The organism is Stenotrophomonas sp. YJH_SMC_65 (assembly GCF_059369475.1).
This window is the reverse complement of sequence record NZ_JCAFSR010000001.1, coordinates 231002-246207: the sequence shown is the minus strand read 5'-3', so window position 1 is coordinate 246207 and position 15206 is coordinate 231002. Positions and strand designations below refer to the sequence as shown.

Here is a 15206-nt window from a genome sequence, read left to right as displayed (position 1 = left end):
CAGGGCCCCAGGTTCGATTGCATGCCACGCATCGGAGAAGCAATGCCCTGCCCCGCCCGGAATCACGCCGCAGCGTTGCGCCGCGATGCGCTGCCGAACAGTTCCAGCAGCTGCTGCGAGCGCTCCTTTGCCGCCCTCTCCGGCGACGCACGCGGTCGCACCAGCAGGAAGTCGTCGGCAGTGGTCGTATTGCCGTGCACCTGCGCCAGCACACTGGTCAGCTGGGCGAGCATCCCCTGCAGGGGCTGGTCCAACGGCTCCAGGCGTGCGAACGCATACATCTCCGAGAGCTGGCGGGAGGTCACTCCCGCCAGCAGGTGGTCCGGATGCGGGAGGCCCAGCCTCCACGCGATCCGGAACTGAAGCCGGCGCTCAGGCCGGCGGATCAGTTTTTTTCCAGCTCTCCCACGGCCGCATCGCCGAGCGCATTGAGCGTCTGCGCGACACGGAACACGCGATCCAGCGCCGCGGCCGATTTCGTGCCCAGCTGGGCCACCTCATGGTCGGAGAACAGGCGCTCGCCCATTTCATCGACCAGGCACAGGCCGACGAATCGCGCGCGGAAGTCATCCACCTTGGGCGTGTCACCGCCATAGGTCTCCTGCTCCCAGCGATCACGGTCACGCGCCGACATCATCGCCACGCGCACGCTGCCGCCCCATTCGGGTACGGCGACGTCCTCGTGCCGGCGATCCTGCGCGTCCAGGATCTGCTGCTTGCCCAGCAGCATCACGGGGTGCCGCCAGCGGCCACGGTTACCAGCGCGAACTCACGCGGCAGCAGGTCCGCAGTGAACGTCAGCACCTGGTTGGTGCCCGGGGCCACGTTGAAGGCGGCGACCTTGGCGACGAAGGTAGCGGCATCGCCGGTGGGCAGCACCATCAGGAAGTGCAGGTCGGCATCCGGATCGGCGTCGCGCAGGATCTCCTGGCCTGCCGAGCTGCCGACCGGCCAGCGGTGGCCGGACACCTGCACGGCCTGGCCGCCGGACAGACCCGCAATGTTCTCCATCTGCTTGGAACGCAGGTTGGTGGCATCAAGGGTGTTGGCCTGGCCGCGGCCGAACGGGAAGGCGGTCAGGCCGTCGATTTCGGTATAGCCGGCCGGATTGTTCGGCGCGGTCGGGGCGGTACCGGCCTTCACGTACAGCGCGGAGTCCTGGGCGGAAATGGCTTGATTGATGGACATGGTGTTGAATCTCCTGGAAATGAAAAAGCCGCCTTGCGGCGGCTGGGGTTCGGGGTGATCAGGCTCGGGGCTGCCTGCAGTGGGTCATCGTGGCTGGCCCGTCACAGCCACCGGTTGCGCGTTGCGACCCGCAACACGCGGACAACAAAAAAGCCCCCGGCTCGCGCCGGAGGCTTGTATGTCATCGTGGCTGAAAGCTTAGGCTGCGGGTGTGCACCGGTCAATGCAGAAACAGCCCTCTGCACCGCCTTGGGAACGCACTGCCGCAAACCCGCAGCCGCCCGATCCGGCACAGCCGCTGACGCCGCGCTAACCGGCGCAGCGCCGACAATGCAGCTCTGTTCCCAGCAACGAGGAAGATGACGATGGCCGAGTGGATCACCCTGGATACGCATCACGGCCCGGTACGGGCCTGGCAGGCCCTGCCGGACGGCACCGCGCGCGGCGGCCTGGTGGTGGTGCAGGAAATCTTCGGCGCCAATCCGCACATCCGCAGCGTGGCCGAGCGCTTCGCAGCCGAAGGCTATGCGGTGCTGGCGCCCTCGTTCTTCGACCTGGTCGACGGCCCCGACGCCGACCCGGATGCGCTGCCCTACGACGCCGAGGGCGTGAAGCAGGGCCTGGAACGGGTCGGCGCGCTGGGCATGGAACGGGCGCTGGAGGTCGTGCGCGCGGCGGCCACCCGACTGGCGCCCTACGGCAAGGTCGGCACCGTCGGCTACTGCTGGGGCGGCACGGTGGCGATGCTGTCCGCACTGCGCCTGGGGCTGCCGTCGGTCAGCTACTACGGTGCGCGCAACGTGCAGTTCCTCGACGAGGCGCCCAAGGCCCCGGTGATCTTCCACTTCGGCGCCCAGGACCGCAGCATCCCGCCGGAAGCGGTCCAGGCCCACCGCGAGAAGCTGCCGCAGATGGCCACCTACGTCTATCCGGCCGATCACGCCTTCAACCGGGAGGTCGGACATGCGTATGATCCAGACAGCGCCGCCCTGGCGCTGCAACGCACCCTGGACTTCTTCTCGGAGCATCTTGGATGAGCGAATTCGAACTCGATTCACGCCTGGCCACCGATAGCGTGCTGGTGGCGGAAGGACCGTTGTCGCAAGTGCGGCTGATGAACGACGAACGATTCCCCTGGCTGGTGCTGGTACCGCGCCTGGCCGGGGTGACCGAGTGGATCGAGCTGGACGGCGAGCAGCAGGACAAGCTGCGCACCGAGCTCAACCGCGCCTGCAAGGCCCTGAAGGGTGCCGACGGGGTGGAGAAGATCAACATCGGGGCGCTGGGCAACATCGTGCGCCAGCTGCACTTCCATGTCATCGGCCGCCATGACGGTGATCCGGCCTGGCCGGGCCCGGTCTGGGGCAGTGGCCCGGCGCACCGCTACGAGCCGGCGGCGCTGGACCAGCATGTCGCCTACTGGAAGGAACGGCTAGGATATCCGGCCCAGTCCTGAGCCTTCGCCGACCCGATGCGATTCAACCTCGTTGCCGCCGTCCTGCTGATCCTGATCGGCCTGTTCATGCTCGCCAGCAATCTCGGCTGGACGCACCTGAACCTGTCCAAGCTGCTGTTGACCTGGTGGCCGGTGGCCCTGGTTGGTGTCGGCATCGCGATGCTGTTCGGTCGCGGCAAATAAGGAAGGCGGCGCATTGCGCCGCCTTCCCTCATGTAGAGCCGAGCCATGCTCGGCTTCAATGCAGGGCAGCCGAGCATGGCTCGGCTCTACAAATCGCCTGCAATCGTCAGGTCCGCGGCAGGGTCACGCCGGTCTGGCCCTGGTACTTGCCGCCACGGTCGCGGTAGGACGTCTCGCAGACGTCGTCGGCGGCCGCCTGGAAGAACAGCATCTGTGCCACGCCTTCGTTGGCGTAGATGCGCGCCGGCAGCGGCGTGGTGTTGCTGAATTCCAAGGTGACGTGGCCTTCCCATTCCGGCTCCAGCGGCGTCACGTTGACGATGATGCCGCAGCGCGCGTAGGTGCTCTTGCCCAGGCACACCACCAGGGTATCGCGCGGGATGCGGAAGTACTCGACGGTACGCGCCAGCGCGAAGCTGTTCGGCGGGATGATGCATTCGTCGGCGGTGATGTCGACGAAGCTGCCCGAGTCGAAGTGCTTGGGATCGACGATCGTCGAGTTGATGTTGGTGAACACCTTGAACTCGCGCGAGCAGCGCACGTCGTAGCCATAGCTGGACGTGCCATAGCTGACGATGCGCTGGCCGTTGGCCTGCTTCACCTGCCCGGCCTCGAACGGCTCGATCATGCCGTGCTGCTCGGACATGCGGCGGATCCAACGGTCACTCTTGATGCTCATGCTTTGTCCTGGGGGTACGAGGGGGCGCGAGGATTCTAGCAGGGGCCCGGCCTCGGCCGGCGGCCCCTGCCCCGGCCCTTACAGCAGCGACGACAGGATCGGGATGGAAGCCCGCGGGCGCCTGCCCACTTCCTCGATCAGGCGCTGTGCGGCATGGCGGTAGGCCTGGGCCGGCGCCGAATCCGGCTGGGCGACGGTGATCGGGGTGCCTGCATCGCCCTGTTCACGGATGCCGATCTGCAGGGGCAGAGAGCCCAGCAGCGGCACGCCGTACTGCGCGGCCATGCGCTCGCCGCCGCCCTCGCCGAACAGGTGCTCGATGTGCCCGCAACTGCTGCAGGTGTGCACCGCCATGTTCTCGACGATGCCCAGCACCGGCACCTCGACCTTCTCGAACATCTTCAGCGCTTTCTTCGCGTCCAGCGTGGCGATGTCCTGCGGCGTGGTGACGATCACCGCACCGGCCAGCGGAATCTTCTGGGTCAGGGTCAGCTGGATGTCACCGGTGCCCGGCGGCAGGTCGATCAGCAGGAAATCCAGGTCGTCCCACAGGGTGTCGTTGAACAGCTGGGTCATCGCCGAGGTGGCCATCGGGCCCCGCCAGATCATCGGCGTGTCCTCTTCGATCAGGTAGCCGATCGACATGGTGTCCACGCCAAAGGCACGCAACGGCTCGATGCTCTTGTTGTCCGGGCTTTCCGGGCGACCGGACAGGCCCAGCATGGCCGGCACGCTCGGCCCGTAGATGTCCGCATCGAGCACGCCCACGCGCGCACCGAGCTGCTGCAGCGCCACGGCCAGGTTCACCGAGGTGGTGGACTTGCCGACGCCGCCCTTGCCCGAACCGACCGCGATCACGTTGCGGATGCGGGCATGCGGCGTAAGTCCCTTCTGGACCTGGCTGACATGGGGACGGCGGGGAGAACTGTTCACAACGGGCACCGGCGGGGTCAGGGGGATAACCCGACATCATACAAGCTGGATGCAAGCTGACTGAAATTCAGGAATGCGACAGATTCGTGCACAGATTGTTAAGTTCATGTTACGTTCGATGAGCACTGTTTTGAGCTGCGGAGCCGGATATTCCAGCCCGCGCGATGGCGCATGCGCAGTGCCGTTTTTGTTTTTGCTCTCCAATGGAATTACATGAAACACGTCAGCAATACCGCACGTCGCAACACGCTCGCCGTCGCCCTGATGTCCGCTCTGATGGCCGCCGCCCCGGCAATGGCCCAGGACAAGGCGACCAACCTGGACAAGATCACCGTCACCGGTTCGCTGATCCCGCAGACCCAGGTCGAAACCCAGACCCCGGTGATGTCCATCACCGCCGAAGACATCCAGACCCGCGGCTTCAGCAGCGTTGCTGAAGTTCTGCAGCAGTCGTCGCTGACCACCGGCGGCCTGCAGGGTGGACAGACCTCGGGTGCGTTCACCCAGGGCGCCGAAGCCGCCGGCATGTTCGGCCTGAACCCGGGCTACACCAAGTACCTGATCAACGGCCGCCCGATGCTCTCGTATCCGGCGCTGTACAACGGCAGCGAGTCGTTCAACAACATCAGCGGCATTCCGATCGACATCGTCGAGCGCATCGAGGTCCTGCCGGGCGGCCAGTCGTCGCTGTACGGCTCGGACGCGATCGCCGGCGTGGTCAACATCATCCTGAAGGAACGCATGGACGGCGGCACGATGTCGATCCGTGGCGGCACCTACACCGAAGGTGGTGGCAGCAACATCCGCTTCAGCGCCGCCAAGGGCTTCAACGCATTCGACGACCGCTTCCACGCGCTGGTCAACGTGCAGATCGAAAACGGCAGCCCGATCTGGGGCTACCAGCGTGACATCACCAAGCAGAACAACCCGGTCGGCTATACCGCACAGCTGCCGTCGAACGACTTTGCCGTCATCGGCAACGCCGACAACAAGCTGTACATGATGGACCCGACCCGCTGCGCCAACGTCGCAGGCCTGTACGACGGCACCACCACCGTCGGCAAGCGTGCATCGGGCGAATCGTGCGGCTCGGTGTACAGCGCCGGCTACAAGACCCTGAAGAACGGCAAGAACAGCGGCCAGTTCTACTCGTCGATGACCTTCGACGTGAACGACAACTTCCAGCTGTTCGCCGATGTGCTGTACAGCAAGGAAAAGACCGAGTTCACCTCCGGCTCCAGCGCCCTGTGGTGGGGCACCAAGTCGGTGATGGGCGGCTTCTACGACCAGGGCCTGGGCAAGGTCGTGAACCTGCAGCGCGCCTTCGCACCGGAAGAAATCGGCCCGGGCCACTACAACAACATCCTGAACTCCGATGAGAGCCGTTCCTACCAGGTCACCCTGGGTGGCAAGGGCATGGTCGGCGACTGGGACTACAGCGCCAGCTTCACCCGCGGCGAATACCGCCTGGACCAGAACCGCTTCGCGCGCTGGAAGGACAAGATCGAAGGCTTCTTCGGCGACACCGTGCTGGGCCCGCGCCTGGGTACCACCGCTGATGGCTTCGGCATCTACAACCCGGACTACGCCGCGTTCTACTCGCCGATCACCCCGGACCAGTTCGCCAGCTTCACCGGCTATGGCACCCACCGCAGCAAGACCTGGCAGAACCTGGGTCGCGTGCAGGTGACCAACGGGTCGCTGTTCTCCCTGCCGGGCGGCGACGCCGGCCTGGCCGTGGTGCTGGAAGGTGGCAGCGAAGGTTGGGATTACTCGCCCGACCAGGCCTTCGTCGATGGTAACGCCTGGGGCGCCACCGCCGTGGCCGGTGCCGGCCACCGCAGCAACTACGCGGTGACCAGCGAACTGCGCATGCCGGTGTTCGAGTCGCTGACCATCAGCGCCTCGGGCCGCTACGACGCCTTCAAGATCGCCGACAAGACCGTTGACAAGGCCACCTACAGCATCGGCCTGGAATACCGCCCGGTTGAGAGCCTGCTGCTGCGCGGCAAGTACGGCACCGCATTCCGTGCGCCGACCCTGTCCGATGCCTTCCAGGGCATGAGCGGCTCGTTCGCCTCCGGCCAGAACGACTACTACCGCTGCAGCCAGATGGGCTACGCGCTGCGTGACGAAGCCTGCTCGTTCTACAAGACCACCTCGGTGTACAGCGAAAAGTCCGGCAACCCGGACCTGAAGCCGATCACCGCCGACGTGTGGAGCGCGGGCGTGGTGTGGGCCCCGGTGAGCAACTTCTCGCTGTCGGTCGACTACTACAACTGGAAGATCAAGAACGAGGTCAAGACCCTGAGCACCGACCAGCTGCTGCTGGCCGAGTACCAGTGCCGCAACGGCCTGCCGAACAACACCTCGGCCAGCTGCCAGAACGTGACCGACTGGGTGTCCCGCGACGCCGGTGGCAACCTGGCCCGCGTGTACACCCCGAAGCTCAACGTGGCCAGCCAGAACCTGGAAGCGGTGACCGTCGGCGCCAAGTACCAGCAGGACCTGGGCCGCTTCGGTTCGCTGATGTTCTCGGGCAACTACACCAACATGCTGAAGCGTGAAGTGGTGCCGCTGCCGGGCGCACAGAAGCTGGATCTGCTGAGCGATCCGTACAACATGTGGTACTACGACAACTTCGCCAAGGTGCGCGGCGATGTGTCGGTGGGCTGGGCCATCTCCAAGTTCACCACCACCCTGTACGCCAACTACGTCGGCAGCACCCCGAACTACCTGGCCTACACCGGCCGCAGCTATGACTACGTCCACTCCTCCGGCGCCAAGGCCGGCAAGTGGGGCTCGTACACCACCTACAACATGAGCCTGAACTACCAGGCGCAGGACGATCTGACCCTGTCGCTGATGGTCAACAACGTGTTCAACAAGCTGCCGGAAGGCCAGCGCTACAACTACCCGGGCAACGAATCGACCCCGTTCAACGACGGCTTCTACAGCGTCTACGGCCGTCAGATCTCGGCCCAGGTCAAGTACGACTTCTGATCCCGTCGTATTCCGGACTGCGTGTCTGGACCAGGCCCCGCTTCGGCGGGGCCTTTTTTTGTCCGTCGCACAGCACGGCCACATCCCGTTCACGGCTCAGACACGTTTGACATGAACCGAAACAAATCAATACATATCAATGAGATGAAGGAGAAATGGGCGCTCCTGTCACTGCAAGGCGCGCCCATCACCCACAGCTTCATGACTCCCTCGTGAACGTTTGACAGGCTCGGTTAATGTCGTGTTAATCTCGGGTCATCGGCACGTGAAGCCGGTACCAGCGCCGGGTGGCAGCACGCTGCCGACCCCGGGCAAGGGGCACACGGAGACGCCGACAAGGACCTGTCCCGGTGTACGACGCAATCATTCGATTCAAGGGGATTTCAGATGATCAATCGCAAGTCGCTCAGCAAGCACCCGCTGAGCTTCGCCCTCGCCTCCGCCGTGCTGCTCGCTGCGGCTGCCCCGGCGATCGCACAGGACGCCTCGGGCTCGACGCAGACCACCGAAGAGGCATCCAAGTCCAAGGCCACCAATCTGGATACGGTGACCGTCACCGGCTCGCGCATCAGCCGCGACGTGTTCAACTCGGTCTCGCCGGTGCAGGTCGTCACCCGTGAAGAAACCACCCTGGCCGGCTTCAACTCGACCACGGCGGCCCTGCAGAGCACCGCGGTCACCGCCGGTGCGGCGCAGATCAACAACGCCTATGGCGGCTACGTCACCGACGGTGGCCCGGGCGCCAACACCCTGGGCCTGCGCGGCCTCGGCCCGACCCGCACCCTGATCCTGCTCAATGGCCGCCGCGTGTCGCCGGCCGGTACCCGCGGCTCGGTGGGCTCGACCGACCTGAACGTGCTGCCGAACTCGATCGTCGACCGCGTCGAAATCCTGAAGGACGGTGCGTCCTCGATCTACGGCTCCGACGCCGTTGCCGGCGTAATCAACATCATCACCAAGAAGAAGGTCGATGGCGTCAGCTTCGAAGCACAGCACAACGCCACCGATGGCGGCGGCGGTGAAGAGCGCCGTTACTCCATCATGTTCGGTGCCACCGGCGAGCGCTCGCACTTCTCCGGCTCCTATGAGTACTACACCCGCAACGAGCTGACCCTGGCCGACCGCAGCTGGGCCGGTGGCTGCCCGACCGACATGTACCGCGACATCGACGCGGGCGACTATTGGGGCAGCGGCGACTTCATCGACCCGCTGACCGGCAAGCCGAAGTGCTGGTCGCTCGATGCCGGCGGCACCACGCTGAACACCATCGGCACCAACACCCGTACCGGTGTTGCGGCCCCGGGCGGCGCCGGCACCCGCTTCAACCGCTGGCGCCCGAATGCGGCCATCACCACCGGCCTGGTGGGCTACGAAGGCGTGGACCTGAACACCCGCGACACCTTCGATCCGGCCATGCGCAACCAGTCGCTGATCTCGCCGACCAAGACCCACACCCTGTACCTGCAGGGTGGCTTCGACCTCAACGCACTGGGCGATGCCGAGCTGTACTACGAGTTCCTGGGCAACAAGCGCAAGTCGACCCAGACCGGCTATCGCCAGCTGACCCTGGACTATGCCGTGGGCAGCCCGCTGATCCCGGCCAACCTGCGTGACAGCGTTGCCGGTGCTCCGACCGACCAGACCAGCGGCAAGAACCTGGGCGTGCGTGCGTTCATCGGTTTCGGCAACGACACCAACAAGCAGAACGTCGACTTCCTGCGCTTCAATGCCGGCCTGCGTGGCCACCTGAGCTCGGAGTGGAACTATGACTTCAACGTCATGCACTCGCGCAGCGACGCCGACTACACCTTCGAGAGCTTCCTGACCAGCCGCCTGCGCCAGAGCCTGGACGTGGTCTCCAACGGTGCCGGTGGCTATGTCTGCCGGGACGGCTCCAACGGCTGCATCGCCGCGCCGGCGCTGAACACCAACACCATCGGTGGCAAGCTGCCGCAGGACTGGAAGGACTGGGTGTTCGTGCCGGTCACCGGCAACACGCTGTACAAGGAAACGACGGTCAACTTCAACGTCAACGGCCCGCTGTTCGACATGCCGTACGGTTCGGCCGGTGGTGCATTCGGCGTCGAGTACCGCAAGGCACGCATCGACGACACCCCGTCGCCGTACTCGATCAATGCCGACCTGTACAACCTGACCAACGCCACTCCGACCCGCGGTTCGGACTCGGTGTTCGAAGCCTACGGCGAACTGGAACTGCCGCTGCTGTCCGGCGTCACCGCTGCCGAGGAACTGACGGTCAACCTGTCCGGCCGCTACACCGACTACAAGTCCTACGGCTCGGATGAGACCTACAAGATCGGCGCGCTGTGGACCCCGGTGAAGTGGCTGTCGTTCCGTGCGTCGTACGGCACCTCCTACCGCGCACCGGCGCTGTTCGAACAGTTCCTGGGCGGCACCACCGGCTTCCTGAGCAGCAGTGCCGACCCCTGCAACGAGTATGGTGATCGCAACCCGAGCTCGCCGCGTTACCAGAACTGCGCATCGCTGGGCCTGGCACCGGACTACCTGGCCACCCAGGGCGTGACCGTGGTCACCCAGGGTGGTGCCGAGGCCGGCCTGGAAGCCGAAACCTCCAAGGCCAAGACCCTGGGCGTGGTGATCCAGCCGGAATTCGGCAGCGGCTTCGGTGACCTGTCCTTCGCCGCCGACTACTTCGACATCGAAGTGAAGAACGGCGTCGACAGCGCGGGCGGCGCGAACATCCTGTCGCGCTGCTACGACAGCGGCAGTGCCGACTTCTCCTCCGGTTCGGGTCTGTGCCGCCTGGTGGCCCGCAACCCGGTCAACAACCAACTGGTGGTGACCAACGGCTTCATCAACCTGTCCACCGACAAGGTCCGTGGCCTGGACTTCACCACCCGCTATGTCCGCGAAATCGGCCCGGGCACCCTGCGCACCACGCTGCAGTTCACCCACTACCTGGAACAGGCCAGCAAGGTCTTCTCCGACGATCCGCTGGTGGACTACAACGGCATGCTGTCGCGTCCGGAAAACACCGCCTCGCTGGACCTGAGCTACAAGTGGAAGAACTGGCAGGTGCGTTACGGCCTGGACTGGATCGACAAGATGGACAGCTACGCGTACTACGAGGAGCGCAACCCGGGTGACTTCGATCCGGCCACCTCGGCGTACAAGCTGTACACCCCGAACTACTTCCTGCAGGCCATCTCGGTGAAGTATGAAGCGGACAAGTGGTCGGTCACCGGTGGCGTGCGCAACTTCGCCGACCGCAAGCCGCCGACCATCTCGCAGGGTGTCTACAGCACCGTCGGCAACGCGCTGCTGTACAGCGGCTTCGACTACTTCGGTCGCAGCTACTTCCTGAACATCACGCGTTCGTTCTGATCCTGCTCCCTGCAACCGCCGCCCTTCGGGGCGGCGGTTCCATTTCAGGCACCGGATTCTCCGCAGGCCGGTGCCAACGCATTCCGAGGTTGCAATGAAGCGAGCCCTGCTGCTGGCGGCCCTGGCCAGCCTTTCACCGTTGCTGCACGCCAAGCCTGTGGCGCCCACCATCGAACAGATGGCCGCCTTCCCGGCCATCTCCAGCCTGTCGTTGTCACCAGACGGAAAACACATCGCCGGCCTTCGCGCCGATGGCGAGGAGCGCGTGATCGTGGTTTGGCGGACCGATGCACTGGACAAGCCACCCACGGTGATCGGCGCCAACCGCATGAAGTTCCAGAGCGTGTCGTTCATCAAGAACGGACAGCTGGCCGTCGTGCTGTGGCAACCCTACGACCTGCGCGCCGACCGGGTGACCAAGACCTTCGTCAGCAAGTTCTTCATCACCGACATCGAAGGCAAGCAGTGGAAGGAGCCGATCACGCCGCCGCGCGCCTCCAGTCGCAATGAAGAGCTCGAGCAGGCACTGGCCAACGCCACGGTGCTCGACACCCTGCCCAACGATCCCGACCACATCCTGGTGGTCAACGGTTCGGGCAGCAGTTCCGGTGACGTCTACAAGGTCGACCTGCGCAACTTCACCTCCCAGCGCATCCAGAAGACCGAAGAGCGCGTGGCGGGCTATATCACCGACCTGGACAGTGAACTGCGGGCACGCCTGCGGCAGGACGTCGACGGTACCGGCGCCTACGTCGCCACCGAGTTCCGCTCGCCTGCCAACGGTGCCTGGGAGGAGCATTTCCGCTCCTACGTGAAGAACCGCGACGTCAACCAGGTGATCGGCTTTGCCGATGATCCGAACATCGCGTTCGTACTCAGCAATGTCGGCCGCGACAAATCAATCGTCTACGAGTACGACATCACGGCCCGCAAGCAGAAGGAAGTGCTGTTCGAGCACAAACTGTTCAACGCCGGCTCGATGCTGATCAACCGCCACCGGAGCGGTGCGGTACCCTTCGGCGAGATCATGGGAATCGGCTACGCCGGTCCGCGCGGCGACGACATCCAGTGGACCTCTCCGCGCATGAAGGCCCTGGACCAGGGGCTGCGCCAGGCGCTTGGCATCCGCCAGGAGCCGCTGGCGATGGTCGATACCGCGAACGGCCAGCGCTACACCGCCAACTACGATACAGGCCTGAGCTACCGCATCGTCGACTACACCGCCGATCTTTCCAATGTGCTGGTGGCTACCTCCGGCCCTTCCAACCCGCCCGAGTATCACCTGCTGCACGACGGCAAGCTGACCCTGCTGGCCAAGACCTATCCGCAGATCCAGCCAGCCGCGCTGGGCACCACCCGGCTGGTCTACTACAAGGCACGCGACGGGCTGGACATTCCGGCATTCCTGACCACGCCCAGCGCCGAGCTGTGCGGTGCCGGCCCGTGGAAAGCCGTGGTGCATCCGCACGGCGGCCCGTGGGCACGCGATGGCATGGACTTCGACGGCTCGATGTGGGTACCGCTGATGGCATCACGCTGCATGGCGGTCCTGCGCCCGCAGTTCCGCGGCTCGGCCGACTGGGGCCGCAAGCTGTGGATGGCCGGTGATGCCGAATGGGGCCAGAAGATGCAGGACGACAAGGACGATGGCGCGCAGTGGATGATCGACCAGAAGATCGCCCAGCCCGGCCACATCGCCATGTTCGGCTTCTCCTATGGCGGCTACTCGGCGTTCGCGGCTTCGGTGCGTCCCAATGGCCTGTACAAGTGCGCCATCGCCGGTGCCGGCGTTTCGGACATCAAGAAGATCTGGTCGCGCTTCTATACCAACCCGTTCTTCCGCCAGGCCCAGGCGCCGACCGTGGCCGGCCTCAACCCGGTCGACAAGGCCGGTGAAATGAAGATTCCATTGATGGTCTACCACGGTGACCGCGACCGCACGGTGCCGATCGAGCAGTCGGAGTGGTTCGTGAACAAGGCCAGGGGTTCGGGGCAGCCGGTCGAGTTCCACGCCATCGCCGACTACGCGCATGGTCCCGCCTGGACCCGCGCGATCATGGGTGACCAGCTCAGGCTGATCGACGACTACCTGGGCAAGGGCTGCGGCGGCGGCGGCCTGTAAGCCGCACCGCTTCCTGCAAGGGCGCCCACGGGGCGCCCTTGCACGTTCTGGCCCTTGCGCCCGGACATGACCTTCGACACCCTTGCAGGCCAGGCCGGCGGCGTATCGTTCGGCCCACGGCCGTACCTGCGGCTTCTCCCTGACTCACTCGGCCTGGAGGCCAAGAATAGTGATGACGCGCACTCCCAAGATCGTCCTGCTCAGCCTGGCCGTGTCGGCCGTGCTGGCCGGCTGCGGCAAGAACGAAACCCCGGCCAAGGATGCCGCGACCCCCGCCCCGGCCACCGCCGAAGCCACCACCTACAAGCTGGACGACAGCAAGCTGCCGGCCTACAACGCCTTCCAGCCGAGCGACCTGGACACCACCAAGGACGCGTGCACCGCCTTCGGCGACTACGTCAACAGCAAGTGGCTGGCCGCCAATGAAATCCCGGGCGACCGCACCAGCTGGGGCGCGTTCACCATCCTCGACGAACGTTCGGTGGCCGTGCAGCACCAGCTGGCCGAACAGGTTGCGCAGGTCAAGAATCCGAACCACATCGAGAAGATCGTCGGCGACCTGTGGGCCACCGGCATGGACGAAGCCAAGATCAACGCCCAGGGCATCGAGCCGCTGAAGGCCGACCTGGCTGCGATCGACGGCCTGCAGGACAAGGCGGCCATCGCCAACTACCTGCGCACCAGCGCCGCCAAGGGTGACAACCTCCTGTTCGGCTTCGGCGCTGAAGCCGACTTCAAGAACTCCGGGGTGAACATGGCCTATGCCAGCCAGGGCGGCCTGGGCCTGCCGGATACCACCTACTACACCGATGCCAAGAACGCCGACAAGCTGAAGGCCTATCAGGCGCATGTCGCCAAGGTGCTGGAGCTGTCCGGCGTGGCCGCGGCCGATGCAGCCAAGCAGGCCGAGGACGTGGTCAAGTTCGAAACCCGCCTGGCCAAGGCCTCCAAGTCGCGCGTGGAGCTGTCGCGCAACGTCGAGCTGTACTACAACCCGGTCACCCTGGCCGACGCCGACAAGCTGACCCCGAACTTCAGCTGGACCGAGTTCTTCAAGTCGCAGGGCGTGGCCGCGCCGGAGAAGTTCTCGCTGGCCATGCCGGCCTTCCATGAGGAAGTGAGCAAGTCGCTGGCCGACACCGATCCGTCGGTGTGGCGCGCCTACCTGCGCTTCCACACCGTGGACAGCGCCTCGCCGTACCTGGCCGATGCCTTCGTGCAGGAGAACTACGAGTTCTACGGCAAGACCCTCAACGGCCAGAAGGAGCAGAAGCCGCGCTGGAAGCGTGTGCTGGGCACCATCGAAAACGATGCCGGTGAAGCCTTCGGCCAGCTGTACGTGAAGGTTGCCTTCTCGCCGGAAGCCAAGGCGAAGATGGAAGAACTGGTGAAGAACCTGGCCGCCTCGCTGAAGGACCGCATCCAGGGCCTGAGCTGGATGAGCGAGGAAACCAAGGCCAAGGCCATCGCCAAGTGGGAAACCTTCACCCCGAAGATCGGTTACCCGGACAAGTGGCGCGACTGGTCGGGCCTGCAGACCCAGCGCGACAGCTACCTGGGCAACGTGCGCGCGGCCAACGAGTTCAACTACAAGTTCAACCTGTCCAAGATCGGCAAGCCGGTGGACAAGACCGAGTGGGGCATGACCCCGCAGACCGTCAACGCCTACTACAACCCGCTGCAGAACGAGATCGTGTTCCCGGCCGCCATCCTGCAGCCGCCGTTCTTCGATCCGAAGGCCGACGACGCGCTGAACTACGGCGGCATCGGTGCGGTGATCGGCCATGAGATGACCCACGGTTACGACGACCAGGGCGCACGCTTCGGGCCGACCGGCAACATGGAAGACTGGTGGACCCCGGCCGACAAGAAGAACTTCGAAGGCCTCACCGGCAAGCTGGTCAAGCAGTTCGACCAGTACAAGGTCGACGGCCAGGCAGTGAACGGCCACCTGACCCTGGGCGAGAACATCGCCGACCTGGGCGGCCTGGCCACCGCCTACGACGCCCTGCAGAAGGCCACCGCCGGCAAGGAAGATGCGAAGGTCGACGGCTTCACCCGCGACCAGCGCTTCTTCTTCAACTGGGCCACCGTGTGGCGCACCAAGTACACCCCGGAAAACGCCAAGGTCCGCCTGGCCACCGACCCGCACGCCCCGGCGCAGTTCCGCGCCATGGGTGCGCCGTCGAACCTGCCGACCTTCGCTGCCGCGTTCCAGTGCAAGGCCGGTTCGCCGATGGCCCGCACCGGCGAGCAGCAGGTGGTGATCTGGTAAG

At 65.1% G+C, this 15206-nt stretch carries 12 protein-coding genes; 7 read left to right on the top strand and 5 right to left on the bottom strand.

All coding sequences use genetic code 11. The annotated features are described in order from the left end of the window. Positions 1-62: 62 nt before the first annotated feature. The 3 genes from AC5P7A_RS01080 to AC5P7A_RS01070 form a co-directional block, all read right to left on the bottom strand. The gene (locus tag AC5P7A_RS01080; protein WP_227864145.1) at positions 63-305 is read right to left on the bottom strand and encodes a phage tail assembly protein T; all 243 of its coding nucleotides are present in this window, start codon (positions 303-305) and stop codon (positions 63-65) included. An 80-nt stretch (positions 306-385) separates the two neighbouring features. Further along, a complete protein-coding gene (locus AC5P7A_RS01075; protein WP_014647908.1) occupies positions 386-730 on the bottom strand; it encodes a hypothetical protein in 345 nt (114 codons plus the stop codon). Next, the gene (locus AC5P7A_RS01070; RefSeq protein ID WP_014037992.1) at positions 730-1188 is read right to left on the bottom strand and encodes a hypothetical protein; all 459 of its coding nucleotides are present in this window, start codon (positions 1186-1188) and stop codon (positions 730-732) included. The genes AC5P7A_RS01075 and AC5P7A_RS01070 overlap by 1 nt, the downstream gene beginning before the upstream one ends. Positions 1189-1553: 365 nt before the next feature. Here AC5P7A_RS01070 and AC5P7A_RS01065 point away from each other — a divergent pair, with 365 nt between their 5' ends. The 3 genes from AC5P7A_RS01065 to AC5P7A_RS01055 are packed head-to-tail and all read left to right on the top strand — an operon-like array spanning position 1554 to position 2827. Further along, entirely contained in the window at positions 1554-2225 is a 672-nt protein-coding gene (locus tag AC5P7A_RS01065) for a dienelactone hydrolase family protein (RefSeq protein WP_032957503.1), read from the top strand. Beyond that, positions 2222-2644 (top strand): HIT domain-containing protein, encoded by a 423-nt coding sequence (locus tag AC5P7A_RS01060; RefSeq protein WP_014647910.1) that lies wholly within the window; start codon positions 2222-2224, stop codon positions 2642-2644. Before AC5P7A_RS01065 ends, AC5P7A_RS01060 begins: the two co-directional genes overlap by 4 nt. 15 nt (positions 2645-2659) lie before the next feature. Next, entirely contained in the window at positions 2660-2827 is a 168-nt protein-coding gene (locus AC5P7A_RS01055; RefSeq protein ID WP_005418011.1) for a LiaI-LiaF-like domain-containing protein, read from the top strand. 106 nt (positions 2828-2933) lie between these two features. On the opposite strand, the gene dcd is transcribed toward AC5P7A_RS01055, so the two are convergent. Further along, positions 2934-3506 carry a dCTP deaminase gene (gene dcd / locus AC5P7A_RS01050; RefSeq protein ID WP_014037995.1) on the bottom strand — a complete coding sequence of 191 codons (573 nt, stop codon included), beginning with the start codon at positions 3504-3506 and terminating at the stop codon, positions 2934-2936. Between the two features lie 78 nt (positions 3507-3584). Next, the gene (gene apbC / locus AC5P7A_RS01045; RefSeq protein ID WP_014647911.1) at positions 3585-4439 is read right to left on the bottom strand and encodes an iron-sulfur cluster carrier protein ApbC; all 855 of its coding nucleotides are present in this window, start codon (positions 4437-4439) and stop codon (positions 3585-3587) included. Positions 4440-4652: 213 nt separating this feature from the next. On the opposite strand from apbC, the gene AC5P7A_RS01040 reads away from it, so the two are divergent. From AC5P7A_RS01040 to AC5P7A_RS01025, 4 genes are all read left to right on the top strand, one after another. Further along, the gene (locus AC5P7A_RS01040; RefSeq protein WP_014647912.1) at positions 4653-7442 is read left to right on the top strand and encodes a TonB-dependent receptor plug domain-containing protein; all 2790 of its coding nucleotides are present in this window, start codon (positions 4653-4655) and stop codon (positions 7440-7442) included. A 387-nt stretch (positions 7443-7829) separates the two neighbouring features. Further along, entirely contained in the window at positions 7830-10808 is a 2979-nt protein-coding gene (locus tag AC5P7A_RS01035; protein WP_014647913.1) for a TonB-dependent receptor plug domain-containing protein, read from the top strand. Between the two features lie 94 nt (positions 10809-10902). Beyond that, positions 10903-12930, top strand: coding sequence for an alpha/beta hydrolase family protein (locus AC5P7A_RS01030; protein ID WP_495219816.1), 2028 nt, complete (start codon positions 10903-10905; stop codon positions 12928-12930). A gap of 172 nt (positions 12931-13102) precedes the next feature. Further along, positions 13103-15205, top strand: a complete 2103-nt coding sequence (locus tag AC5P7A_RS01025) for a M13 family metallopeptidase (RefSeq protein WP_032957470.1) — start codon at positions 13103-13105, stop codon at positions 15203-15205. Position 15206 lies beyond the last annotated feature (1 nt).